We start from the raw sequence: 17143 nt of genomic DNA on the forward strand, positions 1-17143 counted from the left end.
CACCGAGGACTGACTTCAGGCATGACCGCACCGCTGCACGAAGCCCGCCCGCCGGGCGCCGGCCGCGCCCTGCCGGACACCCAGCAGGGCATGCGCCGGCGCAATCTGGCCCGCGTGCTGCACGCCGTCAGCGCGGAGGGCTCGCTGTCGCGGGCCGCGGTCGCCTCGCGCATCGGGCTGACCCGGGCGGCCGTGTCGACGCTGGTGGACGAGCTGATCCGGTGGGGTCTGCTGGAGGAGCTGGGCCCGGAGCGGCCGGGCCGGGTGGGGCGGCCCGGGTCGGCGCTCGCGGTGAGCGGTCGCGGTCCGGCGGGCATCGGCGCCGAGATCGGCGTCGACCACCTCGCGGTGTGCGCGGTCGATCTGCGCGGCGAGGTCCGGGCACGGGCCGTGCGGCACGGGGCGAACCGGGGCCGGGCGCCCGCACCGGTGGTCGAGGAACTGACCGAGCTGGTGCGCCGGGTCGTCGCCGAGGCGGAGCGGGAGGCGCTCTGGCCCGCCGGGCTCGCGGTCGCCGTGCCCGGACTGGTGGCGCGGGACGGCCGTACGGTCGTACGCGCCCCGAACCTCGACTGGCACGACACCGACCTCGGCGCGCTGCTGCCCGGCCTGTGGCCGCTGACCGTGGACAACGAGGCCAACTTCGGTGCGCTCGCCGAGCTGTGGCTGGGCGACGGCACCCCGCGCGATTTCCTGCACGTGTCGGCCGAGATCGGCATCGGCGCCGCGGTCGTCGTGGACGGCGGACTGCTGCGCGGCACCCGCGGCTTCGCGGGCGAGCTGGGTCACGTGCCGGTGCGGCCGGACGGACCGCCCTGTCCGTGCGGCGGCCGGGGCTGCCTGGAGCAGTACGCGGGCGAGGAGGCGGTACTGCGCGCGGCGGGGCTGGAGCCGCGCGAGGACCTGGTGGGCCTGCTCGCGGAGCGCGCCGAGCAGGGCGACGAGAACGTACGGGCAGCCCTGCGGGAGGCGGGTACGGCGCTCGGCATCGCCCTCACCGGGGCAGTGAACCTGCTCGACCCCGAGGCCGTGGTCCTGGGCGGCGCCCTGGCCGGTCTCTCCCCCTGGCTGCTGCCGTCCCTGGAGACGGAGCTGACGAGCCGCAGGGCGGGCCCGCCCTGCCCGGTGGCGGTGTCCCGACTGGGCCCCGAGGGCCCGCTGCTGGGCGCCGCGCACTCGGTCGTCCGGGGCGTACTGGACGATCCGGCGGTGGCGGCGGAACGTTCCTGACGTCCCCGACCGAGTCGCCGGGAGCTCCCGAGCCGCCCGAAATCGAGACGGCGCGGCTGCCGGTGTTCACCCGAACGGGTGGCCGGGTTTTCCACAAGTGGAGGCCTCTCCACGGATGCGGTGTGCGCTCTTCTGCCCAACCCGCCCGCGCCGTACCGTGATTCACGCGAGGAACGGGCCGGCGGACCGTCAAGGCCGCCGGGTGCCGAACCGTTGACGGCATTTCACACACAGGCGTCGGGTGGCAGTGGGCTGACAGGCATCGGGGGACACACATGCACGAGGAGACGACCGGGGCGCTGCGGCGTGACGCCGTCGGGCTGCGCGAGGTGTTGTTCCAGAGCGTCACGGCGATGGCGCCGGCGGCCGCCGTGGCCGCGTCGATCCCGGCCGGTGCCGCCTTCGCGGGCGGCAGCCTGCCGCTGGCGGTGCTGATCGCCCTGGTGGCCTGTCTGTTCACGGCGTCGTGCGTGGCCGAGCTGGCCCGGGAGCTGCCGGCCGCCGGCTCGGTGACCACGTATGCGGCCCGGGGGCTGCACCCCGCCGTCGGGTTCCTCGTCGGCTGGGGTTACGTCTTCGTGGAGATGCTGGTCCCCCCGCTGCTGCTCCTCCAACTGGGCTTCACGGCGGCGGGCACGCTGCACGAGGAGTGGTCCTCATGTCCGGCGGACCTGTGGTGGCCGTGGTCCCTGGCGGGCGCCGGCGTGATCGCCGTCGCCGGTTACCTGGGGGTCCGCGCCTCGGCCCGTTTCGGCACCGTCCTCGGCGTCTTCGAGATCCTCGTCTTCCTGGTGTTCGCCGTCCTGCTCATCGGCAAGGCGGGCGACGCCAACACCCTGTCGGTGTTCGGCACTTCGCACACCGCCGACGGCCACGCGGGGATCAGTGGCGTGTTCGCCGGGTCCGTGTACACGGTGCTGGCGTTCGCGGGGTTCGAGGCCGCGGCCCCCCTCGCCGAGGAGACACGCGACCCCCGGCGGACGATGCACCGCGCGGTCCTCGGGGCGGCCCTGGGCATCGGCCTGTTCTATGTGATCACGACGTATGCGATGACCGTCTACTTCGGCCCGGACCGCTTCGCGAAGTTCGGTGCCTCGGGCGGCGCCTCCTGGGACGGCGTAGCCCGGGCCTCCTTCGGTCTCTTCTGGGTACTGGTCTTCCTCGCGGTGATCAACTCCACGATCGCCAACGCCAACGCGTGCGCCAACGTCTCGACCCGTACGGCCTTCGCCCTGGCCCGTATCCGGGTCCTGCCCCGCCTGCTCGCCACACTCCACCCCCGGCACCGCTCCCCCGTGGCCGGTATCGCGCTGCAGACCCTGGTGGCGGTGGGGGCGGTCCTGGGACTCGGTTTCGGCTACGACCCCGTGACCGCGTTCCTGCTGCTCGCCACAGTGATCGTCACGGTCGTCGTCGGTGTCTACATCGTCGTGAACCTGGCCTGCGCCGGCTACTTCCTGCGGGCCGGCCGGGCCGTCCTCAAGCCGGTACGGCATCTGCTGTTCCCGGTGCTCGGTATCGCGGCCTTCGTCCCCGCCCTGCTGACGGCGGCCGGCCTCCCGGTCTTCGACTTCGTCACCGAACTGACGGCCCCGGTCTCCTACGCCGGCCCGATCGTCGGCGTCTGGATGGCGGCCGGCGTGCTGGTGCTGCTCCTGCTGATACGGCGTCACCCCGAGCGCATAGCCGAGACGGCTCGGGTGCACCTCGACACGTACGACGCGGCCGGTCCCCGCCAGGACGGGACCGTGCCCCGCTGACCTGCCGGACCCTCTTCCCTCAGAAGGGACCATCTCCACGATGACCGACCCCCGGATCCTCACCGTGCGCCCGGAACCGGACTCATACGCCTGGACGTTCGGCGGCGCGCCGCCCGTGGCGCGGATCGCGCCCGGCACGGTTCTCGACCTGTACACGGAGGACTGCTTCGCCGGCCGGGTGCGCTCCGAGAAGGACCTCGTCTCCGAAGTCTGCGAGTTCCCGTTCCTGAATCCGCAGACCGGCCCCTTCCACATCGAGGGCGCCGAGCCGGGCGACACGGTGGCCGTGCACTTCGTGTCGATCGAACCGGCCCGCGACTGGGCGGCGTCGACCACTGTCCCGCTCTTCGGCGCGCTCACCTCCACGCACACCACGGCCACGCTGCAGCCCCCGCTGCCGGAACGCGTCTGGATCTGGCAGCTGGACCGCGCACGGCGCACCGCCCTCTTCCAGGCACAGGACAGCGACATCCAGGTGGAGCTGCCCATGGATCCGATGCACGGCACGGTGGGCGTGGCCCCCGCCAATCTCGAGGTGCGCTCGGCCCTGGTGCCGGACGCGCACGGCGGGAACATGGACACACCCGAGATGCGGGCCGGCGTCACCTGCTACCTGGGCGTCAACGTCGAGGGCGCCCTGCTCAGCCTCGGCGACGGCCACGCCCGGCAGGGCGAGGGCGAGACCTGCGGCGTGGCCGTGGAGTGCGCGATGAACACCGTGGTGGTCGTCGAGCTCCTCAAGGATGTCGCCACACCGTGGCCCCGGCTGGAGTCGGACACCCACATTATCTCGACCGGCTCGGCCCGCCCGCTGGAGGACGCGTTCCGGATATCGCAGCTGGACCTGGTGCAGTGGCTGGCGCGCGACTACGGGTTCAGTGAGCCGGACGCGTACCAATTCGCAACCCAGGCGGTGGAATCGCCGTTGGCCAACGTGTGCGACACGAACTACACGTGCGTGGCCAAGCTCCGCAAGGAGTGGCTGCCGGCCCGCGAGACGTACCGGGGTGTGCACGCGCGGCTGCGGGAAACCGCGCGGGCCCTGCGGGGCTGACACCGACCACGCACCGAAGACGCGCTCCCGACTGGTGACGCCCCCCACCCCCACCCCCACAACTCCTGACGCCCCCCCACACCCCCGAAAGGCACCCGCCGATGGACATGGAGATGGACCCGGCCGGATCTGCACAGCGCACTGAGCCGGAGCAACCGGCGAGCGAGGCCACGCCGCGCCTGAGCAGACGACGGCTGCTGAAGGGCGCGGCACTCGCCGCCGTCCCCTACGCGCTGCTCCCCGACCCACGCGCCGGTGCGCAGACCGCGTCCGTCGACTACCCGCCCGCCGAGTGGCAGCCGGCGAGCCCCTCCAACTACACCGCGTCCGACCGCCCCGGCAGCTACGCCATCGACCGCGTGATCATCCACGTCACGCAGGAGACGTACGCCAACGCGCTGGCGATCTTCGAGAATCCGGAGAAGAAGGTGTCCGTGCACTATCTGGTCCGCTCGGCGGACGGGCACGTCGCGCAGTGTGTGCACGAGGCCGACATCGCCTGGCACGCGGGCAACTGGGACTACAACACCCGCAGCATCGGCATCGAGCACGAAGGGTGGGTGGACCAGCCGGCCTACTTCACCAACGCCCTGTACGAGGAGTCGGCCAAGCTCACGGCGGCGATCTGCGACACGTACGGCATCCCGAAGGACAGGGAGCACATCATCGGCCACTACCAGGTGCCCGGCACCGATCACACCGATCCGGGTCCGAACTGGGACTGGGTCCGCTACCTGAGACTGGTCAACTTCGCCTAGCCGGAAGACGATGGTCGCTGGGACCGACATCGCCCATCACCGCTGAACCGTCGGGGAGGCCGAGTTGACCGATCCGTGGGTGGCCCTGGAGCCGGGGGCCGACCCCGCCGAGCGGATCCGTGTGCTGCGCCGGGCGCACGAGACGTTCACCACGGTGGGCGCGGTGCCGCGCCCGGTGCGGTCGGTGGTGGCGGAGTCGTGGCGGCGCAGCGCGCGGGCCGGTGTCGGGCCGGACGGCACCGCCAGCGTTGAGCTGACCGACGGCGACCTCGGCGCGTACCGGGCGGAGCACCCGCTGGCCAGGGTGATGCCGCTGTTCCGGGAGCTGCTCGGCACGTTCGCGGCCGACGGCGAACATCTGCTGGCGGTGTGCGACGCGCACGGCAGGCTGTTGTGGGTCGAGGGACACCCCGTGACCCGGCGCCGGGCGGACGGGATGAACTTCGTACCGGGGGCGCGCTGGTCGGAGAGCGCGGTCGGTACGAACGCGCCGGGGACCGCGGTCGCCGTGGACCGGCCGGTGCAGGTGTTCGCCGCGGAGCACTTCATACGGCGGGTCCAGCCGTGGACGTGTGCGGCGGCACCGGTGCACGATCCGCGCACGGGGCAGGTCCTGGGCGCCGTGGACATCACCGGCGGGGACGGGCTGGCGCATCCGCACAGCCTCGGGTTCGTGCAGGCGGTGGCGCGGGCCGCGGAGGCGCAGCTCGCGCTGCTCGACCCGCCCGGGACCACGGTGGACACACCGCTGCTCGGCGCGCTGGGACGGGACGAGGCCGAGTTCGTCCTGGACGGCAACCGGATCCGGCTCAGCCGCCGGCACAGCGAGATCCTCGTGCTGCTGGCCCGGCATCCCGAGGGCCTGAGCGGTGACGAGCTGCTGTGCGCGCTGTACGCGGACGAGTCGGTGACGCCGGTGACCCTGCGTGCCGAACTGGCCAGGCTGCGAAGGCTGTTGGGCCCCGACCTGCTCGCCTCGCGGCCGTACCGGCTGGTGGCCGCGGTCGAGTCGGACGTGACCGTGGTGGAGCGGCGGCTGCGGGCGGGCGCGGTCACGGCGGCGGCGGAGGCGTACACCGGTCCGCTGCTGCCCGGTTCGCAGGCGCCGGCGATCGTACGGCTGCGGGACCGCCTCGCCGCCGAGTTGCGCATGGCACTCATCGCGCACCGCGACCCTGACCTGCTGGCGGACTGGGCGCACGCGCCGTGGGGCGAGGACGACCTCGAGGCGTGGCGGGCGCTGGCCGCGGTGCGGCCCACGGCGCCGGTGCGGTCCCGGCTCGCCGCGCTGGAGGCCGAGCTGACGGCACCGGTCGGCCGGACGCCGGGGCGGGCCCGTGGCGCAACGTGGTTGCAACGTCCGCCCGCCTAGCCTCGCGCCCGAGAGCTGCCCAACGGCGGGCAGCGCTGCACCGGGAGGCAGACCAGCATGACTCGTTACGCGGCGCCGGGCACCGAGGGCGCGATCGTCTCCTACCAGGCGCGCTACGACCACTTCATCGGCGGGGAATACGTGCCGCCGTTGCGCGGGCAGTACTTCGAGAATCCGTCGCCGGTCAACGGACAGCCGTTCACCGAGATCGCGCGCGGGACCGCGGAGGACGTGGAGCGGGCGCTGGACGCGGCGCACGAGGCCGCGCCGGCGTGGGGCCGTACGCCGGTGGCGGAGCGCGGCGACATCCTGCTGAAGATCGCCGACCGCATGGCGGCCAACCTCGAAGCCCTCGCGGTGGCGGAGAGCTGGGAGAACGGCAAGCCGGTCCGCGAGACGCTGGCGGCCGACATCCCGCTGGCGATCGACCACTTCCGTTACTTCGCGGGCGCGATCCGGGCACAGGAGGGGTCGCTCAGCGAGATCGACGACGACACGGTGGCGTACCACTTCCACGAGCCGCTCGGGGTCGTCGCGCAGATCATCCCGTGGAACTTCCCGATTCTCATGGCGGCGTGGAAGCTCGCGCCGGCGCTCGCCGCGGGCAACGCGGTCGTCCTCAAGCCCGCCGAGCAGACGCCGGCCTCGATCCACTACTGGGTGGGCCTGATCGCGGACCTGCTGCCGCCCGGCGTACTGAACATCGTCAACGGCTTCGGCGTGGAGGCGGGCAAGCCGCTGGCGTCCAGCCCGCGCGTGGCGAAGGTGGCGTTCACCGGGGAGACCACGACGGGGCGGCTGATCATGCAGTACGCCTCCGAGAACATCAAGCCCGTCACCCTCGAGCTCGGCGGCAAGTCGCCCAACATCTTCTTCGACGACGTGTGGGCGCAGGACGACGACTTCCGCGACAAGGCGCTGGAGGGCTTCACCATGTTCGCGCTCAACCAGGGCGAGGTCTGCACCTGCCCGTCGCGGGCGCTGATCCAGCGCGGTCACTACGCGGAGTTCCTCCAGGCGGCGGTCGAACGCACCCGGCGGATCAAGCCGGGCCACCCGCTCGACACCGACACGATGATCGGCGCCCAGGCCTCCAACGACCAGCTGGAGAAGATCCTCTCCTACCTGGACATCGGCCGGCAGGAGGGCGCGAAGGTCCTCACGGGCGGCGAGCGCGTCGAGTACGACGGCGAGCTCAAGGGCGGCTACTACGTCCAGCCGACCATCTTCGAGGGCGACAACCGCATGCGGATCTTCCAGGAGGAGATCTTCGGCCCGGTCGTCTCCGTGGCCTCCTTCGACGACTTCGACGACGCCATCAAGATCGCCAACGACACGCTGTACGGCCTCGGTGCGGGCGTGTGGACCCGGGACGCCAACACGGCCTACCGCGCGGGCCGCGCGATCCAGGCGGGCCGGGTGTGGACCAACTGCTACCACGCCTACCCGGCGCACGCGGCGTTCGGCGGCTACAAGCAGTCCGGGGTCGGCCGTGAGACGCACAAGATGATGCTGGAGCACTACCAGCAGACGAAGAACCTGCTCGTGTCCTACTCACCGAAGAAGCTCGGTTTCTTCTAGACCACGACAAAGGGCGCCTGACCGGACGCCTGCCGAGAGACCAGAGGACCTGTTTGCATGCCTTGACCAGGTCGCCTACGTGATCACCGGACTGTGCGCCCCCTGACGACTGCGCACTGTCCACGGCACCGGCCAGGAACGTGACCAGCTCGTCGATGAGCGGGGAGCGGGCACCGGGTCTGCTGACGGCGAGCATCTCCCGGTGAAGCGGCGCGACGCCGGATGGCAGGACCACTCTCTCGACTCCGGCGTCGTGTCCTGCTCCGAGGAGCGTGGCCGGGATCAGGCCCACCGCGAGGTCCGCCCGGATCATGGCAAGCATGCTGTGCAGGTCCTCGGTCTCCAACGTCACCCGCGGCGCGATCCCGAGCTCTCCGGCCCAGCGGTGCAGCAGACGCCGGTCGGACCATGAGCAGGTCGAAGCGGTCGGGCGGCTCGCCGCGCTCCAGGCCGGCCGGCTGGACATCCTGACGAGCGTCCAGACCGGCCAAGGGCAGGGGCAGGGGCAGGGGCAGGGGCAGGGGCAGGGGCAGGGGCAGGGGCAGGGCCAAGGGCAGGGAAGGGATATGGATACGGGCTGGGGCGGGCGTTTTCGCGGTGGCCGGGCGATGCTGGTGAGCGAGTAGCCCTGCGAGCAGGCCGGGAGGCGCGGCCAGGTGACAGCCGTCAATCCGTTGAACAGTGCCTCGGTGCTGGCCGCCTTCGGCGCGATCGGCGTCCTGGTGGTGATCTTCGCGGAGTCCGGTCTCCTGGTCGTCGGCTTCTTCCTGCCCGGTGACACCCTGCTGTTCCCGGCCGGTGTGCTGTGCGCCGGCAGCGCGGACCAGGCACCCCGCCTTGCGTTGTGGCAGGTGCTGCTGTGCGCGGCGGTCGGGGCGGTGGCCGGCGGGCAGGTCGGGTACCTGATCGGGCGGCACGGGGGGCGGGCGCTGCTGGCCCGCACCTCCAGTCGGCGGGTGAAGGCGGCGGCCGTCCGGGCCGAGGAACTGCTGGCCCGGTACGGACGCGGGAAGGCGCTGGTCATCGGCCGGTTCGTGCCGTTGCTGCGGACGGTGCTGCACCCCGTGGCCGGTGTGCTCGGGGTGCCCGTGCGGACCTTCACGGTCTGGCAGACCGTGGGCGGGGTGCTGTGGTCTCAGCTGCTCGTCCTCGCCGGTTACACCCTCGGTACGTCGGTCCCGCACATCGACGACTATCTGCTGCCGCTGGTCGCCGTGGTCGTCGTCCTGTCGATGCTGCCCCTGCTGTTCGAGGCGCGCCGCGCCCGCCGCGAAGGGCGTGCCCGCCGCTGAGCGACCCGATCCCCGACGCACACGCGCACCGCATGGCGGCGGACGGGAAGAACACCGACATGACCGGGCTCCCGAGCGGGCCGCTGCATCGAGGCGCACGGCATCGACCACATCCCCGACTCCGAGCGGCGCGGGCGCCCCCGCGAGCTGTTCTCGGTGTGGGCCGCCGCCAACGTGAACCACCTCAGCCTGGTCGTCGGCGGCGCGCTGGTGCTGATGGGCACGAGCCCGTGGCGGGCGATCACGGTGAACCTCGTCGGCATCCTGTTCTGGCTGCTCACGGGGCTGCTCGCGATCCCGGGGCCGGCGGCGGGCGCGCCGAGCGAGGTCATCACCCGGGCCACGTCCACAGAGGCGGAAAGACGGCGATTCCCTGCCAGCGCCTCCCACTGCAGGGTGTCTGGCGCGAAGTACGTCATCTGCCCGGGCGGCCGGCGCGGGACGGGTCCCGGCCGTTGAGGCAGAACACCCCGCCGAGCACGTCGTGGCCGACCACGAGCCCGTCCGCCGGGTACCAGCCGGGGTCGGGCTCCGCGGGGAAGGCGTTGACCCGGCCGAGGCTCGGCAGACCGCCGGCGGCCGACTGCGCGCCGAAGACCCGTACCCATCCGTCGTCCACAGGACCAGCCCGCCGCAGTGCAGGGTCAGCGCCCCCAGTACCGAGCGCGCGGCTGCAGCAGACAGCGGCGGCCCTCGTCGGGGTCGGCGGGCAGGACGCGCAGCGGTACGGCGCTCGCGGCGAACGCCTGCTGGAGTTCCGGCCATGCCGGATCGGCCCCCCGTACCGGCTCGTCGATGTCTCGCATCCGAGGATGATCGCAGGCCGGGTACGGCGGCCGGGCACCAGACGGATCAGCGGGACTTCCGGCGCTTGCGGTTCGGGCGGGGGGTGCGCTGAACCGCGTCCAACTCCCCGATCGCCGCGCGGAGGTGAGCCGGGTCGCTCTCGCGCGAGCCACCGGCGCACCACCAGGACGGCCGGCCGTCGGCATCCCGCGGGTGCATGCCGAGGTCATGGACGGTGCAGACCGGCCACGCCCGCCACAGACGCTCCGACACCGTGTCCTGGGCGGCGTCGGCGACGGCCATCAGGGCTTCGGCGGCGGACCGCCCGGGGGTCAGGGAGCTGCCGTGGGCCTCGCCGTTGGACAGCGCCACGTAGACCTGTTCGTCCAGGTCCTCGTACCCCGGGTAGGCGATCAGACGCAGCGGACGCTGATCGGGCAGGGTCGCCGCCAGGTCCCGGTTGACGGCCGCCAGCGCCTCGTCCCACAGCGGATGTTCGCCGTCGAGCACGAGGCGCGGCTCGGACCGGTCGGGGAAAGCGCACATAAGCCCATCCTCTCAGGTGTACGGCCGACTACTCTGGTCGCCGTCCACCGCAGCCCACCGCCCTTCGGAGCCACGAGATGCACGTACGCCGTGTCGTGCCCAACGTCCGGTCGGCCTCGCTGCCGCAGAGCGCGGAGTTCTACGGAGTGCTGGGGCTGGAGGAGGTCATGAACCACGGCTGGATCATGACGCTGGCCTCCCCCGACAACCCTGCCGCGCAGCTCGGTCTGATCACCGAGGACCGCACCGCGCCGGTCGCCCCGGACCTGAGTATCGAGGTCGAGGACGTGGACGCGGCGTACGCGGCGATGCTGGACCGCGGCGCGGAGATCGTGTATCCGCTCACGGACGAGGAGTGGGGCGTACGGCGGTTCTTCGTGCGTGATCCCGATGGCCGGGTGGTGAACGTACTCGGCCATCTCTGAGCCCCGGCCGGGGCCGACGAGGCGTTCTGGACGGGGCGGTGACGATCCGTGAGACTGGGCCGGGTCCGACGACCCGTGCTCCGGCTCTTCAGGACGGTGACCCCATGGACGAGGAAACCCCGCGCGTCGAACTCACCCCCGAGGCCGCGGACCTGGTGCGGCGGCTGCACGCCGACCACGGTCCGCTGATGTTCCACCAGTCCGGCGGCTGCTGCGACGGCAGCGCGCCCATGTGCTACCCGGACGGCGAGTTCCGCACCGGCGACTCGGACGTGCTGCTGGCGGAGCTGACGGTGGACGGCGTGGCCGAGCCCGTCACCTTCTGGATGTCCCGGAGCCAGTACCGGGCCTGGAGCCACACCCGGCTGATCGTGGACGTCGTCCCCGGACGGGGCAGCGGCTTCTCGCTGGAGGCACCCGAGGGGGTGCGTTTTCTCACTCGTTCTCGCGTAGTCGACGCCTAGTCGGCCCGGCGGTCGCCGCGCTCTGGTCCACTGCCCTTTGAACAGGGAAAGTTGACGAGGCATCAGGGGGCACGGTGATCAGACGTCGCAGGCGTTCGGCAGCGGGCAGAGCGGTTCTCACGGTTGTCACGGTGTTCGGTGTACTGGCCGGTGCGGCCCTGACGGGGGCGGCACCGGCCGGCGCCGTACCGGCCGACAGACGTATCGCGCCGGGTGTCACCTACCGGCAGTTCGACGTCGCCGCGGCTGCGGGCCCGGCACACGCCCATCTGCTCACGGTCGACCTGGCCAATCCGCACGTCCGCGTGGACCTGCTGTACCCGGGCGCGGTGGCGGCCCGGGCCACCGTCTCCCGGATGGCGGACTCGGCCGGGGCGGTCGCGGGGGTCAACGGTGACTTCTTCAACATCAGCGAGACCCAGCATCCGGGCGTGGAGGCCACCGGAGCGAGCGTCGGACCGGCGATCGCGGACGGGCAGGTCCTCAAGGCGGCGGTGCCGCAGGGCCAGCGGTTCGGTCCCGCGCTGCCGCCGGACACGAACACGGAGGACGTCCTCGGCGTGGGCACCGACCGGCGGGCCCGGCTGGACCGCCTCTCCCTCACCGGCAGCGTGGGCACGCCGGAGGGCTCGTTCCCGTTGCGGGGCCTCAACCAGTACGCGCTCCCGGAGAACTCCGTCGGCGCCTTCACCGCACGCTGGGGCAGCGCCTCCCGGATGCGTGCCGTCTGCGGCACCGACACCCAGCGGTCGGCTCCGTGCAGTACCGACACCTACGAGGTGAGGGTGGAGAGCGGCCGGGTGGTGTCCGCCTCCGACACTCCGGGCAGTGGTTCGATTTCGGCGGGCACCACGGTCCTGGTGGGCCGTGAGGCGGGTGCGCAGCGGCTGCGCAAGCTCTCCGTCGGGGATGCGGTGACCGTGACGCACTCCCTGGTGGCGGCCTCGTCCCGGGTGCCGTACGCCTTCGCGATCGGCGGCTTCCCGGTCCTCAGGGACGGCGAGGCGCTGTCCGGCCTGGACGACAGCACCTCGGCGGTGCGCACGGTCGTGGGCTTCAAGGGCGGCGGACAGCAGCTGCTGATCCTGGCGCTGGACGGGGCCGCCCAGTACCGGACCGGTATGACGGTCGCGGAGGAGGCCGCCACCATGCGTTCGCTGGGCGCGTCCGACGCGTTCAACCTCGACGGCGGCGGCTCGACGGAGCTGGTCACCCGCGACACCGGGGCGAGCGCCGTGACGGTCCGCAACCATCCGAGCGGTGGTGCCGAGCGTGCGGTCGCGAACGGCATCGGGGTGTTCTCGGCCGGCTGACCTCAGGGCCGCAGGCTGCTCACCAGGTCGGCGGTGGTCATGAGCCCGCTGTGGATGGTGGGCGCCATGCTCGTGCCGGCCAGGAAGAAGCCGAGCAGCATGCAGACCAGGGCGTGGGAGATCTTCAGCGAGCAGTTGCGAATGAAGATCACGGCCAGGATCAGGAGCAACACGACCGCAGAGACGGGAATGACCACCAGGAACCTCCTCCGCCACACCCCATGAGTGGCGTTTCGGCCGCAAGTGTGGCGTAGCGGAGGGTTCGTCCGGTCGGCTGACGTGTCCCCCAAACGTGTGGTTCTACGCGGTGGGGTGGGTGTCGAGGAAGTTCTCCAGGCCGGCCAGGTCGTCGGTGTTGAGGTAGTCGACACCGGCGGCCAGCAGTTCCGCCCACAGGGCGTCGCGGGCCGGGCCCGCGGCGTCCGGGGTGGCCCAGAACCGCACCTGCTGCCCGCGCGCGTGCGCGGCGGCGGTGATGCTCCGCAGCTTCTGCCGCTCGGCGTCGGGGAACGCGCCCTCGCCCGACCAGGTGAAGTTCTGCGTCCAGTTGTCGCTGATCAGCGAGATGAAGGTGGCCGGGGCGGCGGTGCCGAGGTCGGTGAGCCGGCCGTCGTAGAAGGCGCGCCGTTCTTGTTGCGCCTCCATGGGGATGCGGGCGGCGCGGTCGCCGGAGATGACGGCGGTGACCGGACGGGGATGCACGCGGCCGTGCGCGTACCGGGTGAACAGGTGCGGGTAGCGGCGCAGCCGGCGGTCGAGTTCGAGGTACGTCGAGGAGCCCTCGGTCTTGATGTCGATCAGGAGCTGCAGCGGCCGGCGCCAGCCCCGGTACACCGAGCCGTGGCCCGCCCGGACCCGGGCGGCGAGCGGGTCGAGGTAGAGGGATTCGAGGGTGCGGGACGGGTCCAGTTCGGAGCTGTCGTGTCCGATGAGGAGCTGGTCGCCGACGAGGAAGATGTCGGCCTCGACACTGTTGAAGCGGTGGTCGAGCGCGTCGAACAGCGGCCTGGGGTGCTCGTAGTCGTTGTGGGCGTGGGCGTTCCACAGCGGGTGTGGACCGCGCCGTGCGGTGCCCGCCCTGGCCTGCGACGCGGGCAGGGCGACCGCGCCGGCGAGGGCGGCGCCGAGGGTGGTGAGGGCTCTGCGACGGGTGGTGAGGGCTCTGCGACGAGTGGTGAGGGCCATGCGCATACTCCCTTGAGGTGCCGGATGGAACCCTCAAGGGAGTATGCGTTCGCTCTACAGCCAACTGCCTGTGCACAGAGGGGAGTTCGTCCTCTGTTCACCTGCGGCCACCGGTGGTCAGGGACCCTGGAGATCCACCAGCCCGGCCAGTGCCTCGCGGTGCGCCCCCGCCGTGCCACAGGCGATGGAGTCCGCCTTGGCCCGCTTCAGATACAGGTGGATCGGATGCTCCCAGGTCATGCCGATGCCGCCGTGCAGCTGCAGCGCCTCCTCGGCCGCGTGGACGGCGACGGGCGACGCGTACGCCTGCGCGACGGCGACCGAGACGTCCGTGTCCTCACCGGTGGCCAGCGCGTCGGCCGCGGCACGCGCGGCGGCCCGCAGGTTGACGACCTCCAGCCACAGCTGGGCGAGCCGGTGCTTGAGCGCCTGGAATCCGCCGACCGGCCGGTTGAACTGCTTGCGCTCCTTCAGATAGCGGACCGTTTCGGTCAACGTCCAGTCGGCGACGCCGAGTTGCTCGGAGGAGAGCAGTCCTGCGGCGGCACGCAGGGCACGTCGTACGGCGGGTTCGGCGTCGCCGACGCGGCGGCCGGGAGCGCCGTCCAGCCGTACCGTCGCCAGCGGACGGGTCAGGTCGAGGGAGATCTGCGGGGTGACGGTCGCGGCGTCCGCGGTCACGGCGTACAGGCCGCCGTCGTCGGCCGGGACGAGCAGGACGTCGGCCACGGCCGCGTCGGCGATCCCGGTCAGTTCCCCGTGCAGGAGGCCGTTGTCGCGTCGTACGGCCTTGAACGCGGCGCCCGGAGCCGCGTGCAGGCCGACCGCGAGGGCGCCGATGGTGCGCCCCGAGGCCAGCTGCCCCAGCAGCTCCTCGTCACCGCAGGCCAGCAGGGCCTCGGTGGCCACGACCGCGCTGGTGAGATACGGCACCGGAGCGACCGCTCGCCCCAACTCCTCCAGGACGACGGCGACTTCGCGGGCGGAGGCGCCCTGGCCGCCCTGCTCCTCGGGCACCAGGAGCCCGGCCAGGCCCATGCCCTCGGCGAGGGACTTCCACAGGGCTAGGTCGTGCGGGGTGTCCGACTCGACGCGGGCGATGACGTCCGCCGGCGCGCAGTGGTCCGTGAGGAGGTCGCGGACGGCGGCGCGCAGCGCCTCTTCCTCCTCGGAGTACAGCAGGTCCGGCGCTTTTGTCATCGGGCCAGGTCCTTCCATGCGACGTCCTTGTCGGTGCGCGGCTCGGCGGGCAGGCCGAGGACCCGCTCGGCGACGATGTTCAGCAGGACCTCGCTGGTCCCGCCCTCGATGCTGTTGCCCTTGGAGCGCAGATAGCGGTAGCCGGCGTCGCGGCCGGTGAAGTCGACCAGCTCGGGGCGGCGCATGGTCCAGTCGTCGTACGACAGGCCCTCCTCGCCGCGGAGTTCGACCTCCAGGCCGCTGATCTCCTGGTTGAGGCGGGCGAAGGCGAGCTTCATGCCGGAGCCCTCGTAGCCGGGCTGGCCGGCGACGAGCTGCTGGCGCAGGCGTTCGGCGGTGAGGCGGGAGACCTCGGCCTCGACCCACAGCTTCAGCAGGCGCTGGTGCAGTTCGTGGGTGCGCAGCTCGGGGCGTTCGCGCCAGGTCTTCGACACCGGGCCGATCATGCCGCCCTCGCGGGGCAGCCGCATGCCGCCGATGGCCACGCGTTCGTTGTTGAGCGTGGTCTGGGCGACCCGCCAGCCGTCGCCGACCTCGCCGAGGCGGCAGGAGTCGGGGATGCGGACGTCGGTGAGGAAGACCTCGTTGAACTCGGCCTCGCCGGTGATCTGGCGCAGCGGCCGGACCTCGACGCCGGGGTCGGTCATGTCGCAGAGGAAGTAGGTGATGCCGGCGTGCTTGGGCAGGCTCGGGTCGGTGCGGGCGATGAGGATGGCCCAGCGGGCGTTGTGCGCGCCGGACGTCCAGACCTTCTGGCCGTTGACGACCCAGGTGTCGCCCTCCCGCACGGCACGGGTGCCGAGCGCGGCCAGGTCGGAGCCGGCACCGGGCTCGCTGAACAGCTGGCACCAGACCTCCTCCCCCGTCCACAGCGGCCGCAGATAGCGCTGCTTCTGCTCCTCCGTGCCGTACTTCAGGATGGTCGGCGCGGCCATGCCGAGTCCGATGCCGTTGCGGCGCGCGTCATTGTCGGGGGCACCGGCGGCCTCCAGCTCGGCGTCCACGACGGCCTGGAGGTGGCGGGGCGCGCCCAGGCCGCCGAGGCCCTCCGGGTAGTGCACCCAGGCGAGGCCGGCGTCGAAGCGGGCCCTGAGGAAGTCCAGGCGGTCAGTGCTCGCCGGGGGATGCTGGACCAGCAACTCCCGTGTGCGGCGGCGCAGTTCGTCGGCGTCGGTCATGCTGCTCCCTCCATCACCACGGCGATCCGGCCGGTGGACCGGCCGTCCGCCACCTTCTGCACGGCCGCGGCGGCCTCGCCCAGCGGCACCCGCTCGCTCACCAGCGGCTTGATCGCGCCCCGGGCGGCCAGTTCGGTCAGTTCCTCGTGGCAGCGCAGGATGAGCTTGGGGTTCTTGGTGTTGTACAGGCCCCAGTGCAGGCCGAGGATCGAGTAGTTCTTCACCAGCGCGTGGTTGAGGGCCGGGCTGGGGATGGTGCCGCTCGCGAAGCCGACCACGACGATCCGGCCCTCGAACGCGACGAGTTTGGCGGACTGGGCGTAGGCCTCGCCGCCGACGGGGTCGTAGATCACGTCGGCGCCCCGGCCGCCGGTGGCCTCCTTCACGGCCGTGATCACGTCCTCGGAGCGGCGGTCGACCACCACGTCGCAGCCCAGCTCGCGGGCCACGGCGGCCTTGTCCGCGCCGCCGACGACACCGATCACCCTGGCCCCGGCCGCCTTGCCGAGCTGGACGGCGGCGCTGCCGACACCGCCGGCGGCGGCGTGCACCAGCAGGGTCTCGCCCGCCTCCAGGCGGGCCCGGCGGTGCAGGCCGAACCAGCCGGTCTGGTAGCCGATGTGCAGGGCTGCGGCCTCGGCGTCGTCCAGCGCCTCGGGCGCCGGCAGCAGGGCGCGGGCGTCGGCGAGGGCGTACTCGGCGAAACCGCCGTACGGCAGCGCGGGGTTGGCGATCACCCGGCGGCCGTCCTCGGTCTCGCCGCAGATCTCCACGCCGGGCGTGAACGGCAGCGGCGGGCGCACCTGGTACTGGCCCCGGCACAGCAGCGCGTCCGGGAAGTTGATGTTGGCGGCGCGCACGCGCAGCAGCACCTGGCCGTCCGCGGGCACGGGCCGCTCCACCTCCGCCAGGCGCATCACCTCACTCGGCTCGCCGTTCTCGTGCACTTGCCATGCCTGCATGCGGGGCCTCCACGGGACTGCTTCGTCTGACCGGGTC

General features: G+C 72.3%; 19 protein-coding genes and 2 pseudogenes. 12 read left to right on the forward strand and 9 right to left on the reverse strand.

What is annotated here, in order from left to right; translation table 11 throughout:
• Positions 1-21: 21 nt before the first annotated feature.
• From ABT288_RS16650 to adh, 6 genes are all read left to right on the forward strand, one after another.
• Positions 22-1230: an ROK family protein gene (locus ABT288_RS16650; RefSeq protein WP_351607725.1), complete on the forward strand. Its 1209-nt coding sequence runs from the start codon at positions 22-24 to the stop codon at positions 1228-1230.
• 275 nt (positions 1231-1505) lie between these two features.
• Positions 1506-2990: an APC family permease gene (locus ABT288_RS16655; protein WP_351607728.1), complete on the forward strand. Its 1485-nt coding sequence runs from the start codon at positions 1506-1508 to the stop codon at positions 2988-2990.
• Positions 2991-3030: 40 nt separating this feature from the next.
• Positions 3031-4044: an acetamidase/formamidase family protein gene (locus ABT288_RS16660; protein ID WP_351607729.1), complete on the forward strand. Its 1014-nt coding sequence runs from the start codon at positions 3031-3033 to the stop codon at positions 4042-4044.
• Positions 4045-4157: 113 nt separating this feature from the next.
• A complete protein-coding gene (locus tag ABT288_RS16665) occupies positions 4158-4802 on the forward strand; it encodes an N-acetylmuramoyl-L-alanine amidase (protein WP_351607896.1) in 645 nt (214 codons plus the stop codon).
• 64 nt (positions 4803-4866) lie between these two features.
• Positions 4867-6174 carry a GAF domain-containing protein gene (locus ABT288_RS16670; RefSeq protein ID WP_351607731.1) on the forward strand — a complete coding sequence of 436 codons (1308 nt, stop codon included), beginning with the start codon at positions 4867-4869 and terminating at the stop codon, positions 6172-6174.
• A gap of 57 nt (positions 6175-6231) precedes the next feature.
• Complete coding sequence (adh, locus tag ABT288_RS16675; RefSeq protein WP_351607733.1) at positions 6232-7755, forward strand: aldehyde dehydrogenase; 1524 nt, start codon at positions 6232-6234, stop codon at positions 7753-7755.
• Positions 7756-7942: 187 nt separating this feature from the next.
• Here the strand turns inward: adh and ABT288_RS16680 are convergent.
• Positions 7943-8107, reverse strand: a pseudogene (locus ABT288_RS16680) (hypothetical protein); the annotation flags it as partial.
• Between ABT288_RS16680 and ABT288_RS16685 the strand changes: the two are divergent.
• The 3 genes and pseudogenes from ABT288_RS16685 to ABT288_RS16695 all read left to right on the forward strand — a co-directional run.
• Positions 8067-8381 carry a hypothetical protein gene (locus ABT288_RS16685; protein WP_351607735.1) on the forward strand — a complete coding sequence of 105 codons (315 nt, stop codon included), beginning with the start codon at positions 8067-8069 and terminating at the stop codon, positions 8379-8381. The pseudogene ABT288_RS16680 and the gene ABT288_RS16685 sit on opposite strands and share 41 nt — an antisense overlap.
• Positions 8382-8411: 30 nt before the next feature.
• Positions 8412-9047 carry a DedA family protein gene (locus ABT288_RS16690; RefSeq protein ID WP_351607737.1) on the forward strand — a complete coding sequence of 212 codons (636 nt, stop codon included), beginning with the start codon at positions 8412-8414 and terminating at the stop codon, positions 9045-9047.
• A 63-nt stretch (positions 9048-9110) separates the two neighbouring features.
• A pseudogene (locus ABT288_RS16695) lies at positions 9111-9389 on the forward strand (cytosine permease); the annotation flags it as partial.
• A gap of 73 nt (positions 9390-9462) precedes the next feature.
• Here the strand turns inward: ABT288_RS16695 and ABT288_RS16700 are convergent.
• Genes ABT288_RS16700 through ABT288_RS16710 form a run of 3 tightly spaced genes read right to left on the reverse strand, consistent with a single transcriptional unit; the run spans position 9463 to position 10379 of the window.
• Positions 9463-9666, reverse strand: a complete 204-nt coding sequence (locus ABT288_RS16700; protein WP_351607740.1) for a DUF2625 family protein — start codon at positions 9664-9666, stop codon at positions 9463-9465.
• Between the two features lie 25 nt (positions 9667-9691).
• On the reverse strand, positions 9692-9853 hold the full coding sequence (locus ABT288_RS16705; RefSeq protein ID WP_351607743.1) for a hypothetical protein: 162 nt from the start codon (positions 9851-9853) through the stop codon (positions 9692-9694).
• Positions 9854-9899: 46 nt separating this feature from the next.
• Positions 9900-10379 (reverse strand): hypothetical protein, encoded by a 480-nt coding sequence (locus tag ABT288_RS16710; protein ID WP_351607746.1) that lies wholly within the window; start codon positions 10377-10379, stop codon positions 9900-9902.
• A gap of 77 nt (positions 10380-10456) precedes the next feature.
• Here ABT288_RS16710 and ABT288_RS16715 point away from each other — a divergent pair, with 77 nt between their 5' ends.
• The 3 genes from ABT288_RS16715 to ABT288_RS16725 all read left to right on the forward strand — a co-directional run bounded on the left by ABT288_RS16715 (position 10457) and on the right by ABT288_RS16725 (position 12581).
• Entirely contained in the window at positions 10457-10804 is a 348-nt protein-coding gene (locus ABT288_RS16715) for a VOC family protein (RefSeq protein ID WP_351607749.1), read from the forward strand.
• A gap of 104 nt (positions 10805-10908) precedes the next feature.
• Positions 10909-11268 carry a DUF779 domain-containing protein gene (locus ABT288_RS16720; RefSeq protein ID WP_351607752.1) on the forward strand — a complete coding sequence of 120 codons (360 nt, stop codon included), beginning with the start codon at positions 10909-10911 and terminating at the stop codon, positions 11266-11268.
• Positions 11269-11399: 131 nt separating this feature from the next.
• Positions 11400-12581, forward strand: coding sequence for a phosphodiester glycosidase family protein (locus ABT288_RS16725; RefSeq protein WP_351607754.1), 1182 nt, complete (start codon positions 11400-11402; stop codon positions 12579-12581).
• Positions 12582-12583: 2 nt separating this feature from the next.
• Here ABT288_RS16725 and ABT288_RS16730 read toward each other — a convergent pair whose 3' ends face one another.
• From ABT288_RS16730 to ABT288_RS16750, 5 genes are all read right to left on the reverse strand, one after another.
• Positions 12584-12778: a hypothetical protein gene (locus tag ABT288_RS16730; protein WP_055708577.1), complete on the reverse strand. Its 195-nt coding sequence runs from the start codon at positions 12776-12778 to the stop codon at positions 12584-12586.
• A 103-nt stretch (positions 12779-12881) separates the two neighbouring features.
• A complete protein-coding gene (locus ABT288_RS16735; protein WP_351607755.1) occupies positions 12882-13766 on the reverse strand; it encodes a phosphatidylinositol-specific phospholipase C/glycerophosphodiester phosphodiesterase family protein in 885 nt (294 codons plus the stop codon).
• A 117-nt stretch (positions 13767-13883) separates the two neighbouring features.
• Positions 13884-14966 carry an acyl-CoA dehydrogenase family protein gene (locus tag ABT288_RS16740; RefSeq protein ID WP_351607758.1) on the reverse strand — a complete coding sequence of 361 codons (1083 nt, stop codon included), beginning with the start codon at positions 14964-14966 and terminating at the stop codon, positions 13884-13886.
• Positions 14963-16144 carry an acyl-CoA dehydrogenase family protein gene (locus tag ABT288_RS16745; RefSeq protein ID WP_351607761.1) on the reverse strand — a complete coding sequence of 394 codons (1182 nt, stop codon included), beginning with the start codon at positions 16142-16144 and terminating at the stop codon, positions 14963-14965. The genes ABT288_RS16740 and ABT288_RS16745 overlap by 4 nt, the downstream gene beginning before the upstream one ends.
• The gene (locus tag ABT288_RS16750) at positions 16141-17106 is read right to left on the reverse strand and encodes an NADPH:quinone oxidoreductase family protein (RefSeq protein ID WP_351607764.1); all 966 of its coding nucleotides are present in this window, start codon (positions 17104-17106) and stop codon (positions 16141-16143) included. The genes ABT288_RS16745 and ABT288_RS16750 overlap by 4 nt, the downstream gene beginning before the upstream one ends.
• Positions 17107-17143 lie beyond the last annotated feature (37 nt).

Source organism: Streptomyces sp. NPDC001093 (assembly GCF_040298985.1).
Taxonomy (GTDB): Bacteria; Actinomycetota; Actinomycetes; order Streptomycetales; family Streptomycetaceae; genus Streptomyces.

Bases quoted from the DNA above. Each gene is read 5' to 3' on its own strand.
- ABT288_RS16650 (WP_351607725.1), top strand. From the start codon at position 22: ATGACCGCACCGCTGCACGAAGCCCGCCCGCCGGGCGCCGGCCGCGCC.
- ABT288_RS16735 (WP_351607755.1), bottom strand. From the start codon at position 13,766: ATGGCCCTCACCACTCGTCGCAGAGCCCTCACCACCCGTCGCAGAGCC.
- ABT288_RS16665 (WP_351607896.1), top strand. From the start codon at position 4,158: ATGGACCCGGCCGGATCTGCACAGCGCACTGAGCCGGAGCAACCGGCG.
- ABT288_RS16705 (WP_351607743.1), bottom strand. From the start codon at position 9,853: ATGCGAGACATCGACGAGCCGGTACGGGGGGCCGATCCGGCATGGCCG.
- ABT288_RS16745 (WP_351607761.1), bottom strand. From the start codon at position 16,144: ATGACCGACGCCGACGAACTGCGCCGCCGCACACGGGAGTTGCTGGTC.
- ABT288_RS16685 (WP_351607735.1), top strand. From the start codon at position 8,067: ATGGCAAGCATGCTGTGCAGGTCCTCGGTCTCCAACGTCACCCGCGGC.
- ABT288_RS16720 (WP_351607752.1), top strand. From the start codon at position 10,909: ATGGACGAGGAAACCCCGCGCGTCGAACTCACCCCCGAGGCCGCGGAC.
- ABT288_RS16740 (WP_351607758.1), bottom strand. From the start codon at position 14,966: ATGACAAAAGCGCCGGACCTGCTGTACTCCGAGGAGGAAGAGGCGCTG.
- ABT288_RS16710 (WP_351607746.1), bottom strand. From the start codon at position 10,379: ATGTGCGCTTTCCCCGACCGGTCCGAGCCGCGCCTCGTGCTCGACGGC.
- adh (WP_351607733.1), top strand. From the start codon at position 6,232: ATGACTCGTTACGCGGCGCCGGGCACCGAGGGCGCGATCGTCTCCTAC.
- ABT288_RS16715 (WP_351607749.1), top strand. From the start codon at position 10,457: ATGCACGTACGCCGTGTCGTGCCCAACGTCCGGTCGGCCTCGCTGCCG.
- ABT288_RS16655 (WP_351607728.1), top strand. From the start codon at position 1,506: ATGCACGAGGAGACGACCGGGGCGCTGCGGCGTGACGCCGTCGGGCTG.
- ABT288_RS16660 (WP_351607729.1), top strand. From the start codon at position 3,031: ATGACCGACCCCCGGATCCTCACCGTGCGCCCGGAACCGGACTCATAC.
- ABT288_RS16750 (WP_351607764.1), bottom strand. From the start codon at position 17,106: ATGCAGGCATGGCAAGTGCACGAGAACGGCGAGCCGAGTGAGGTGATG.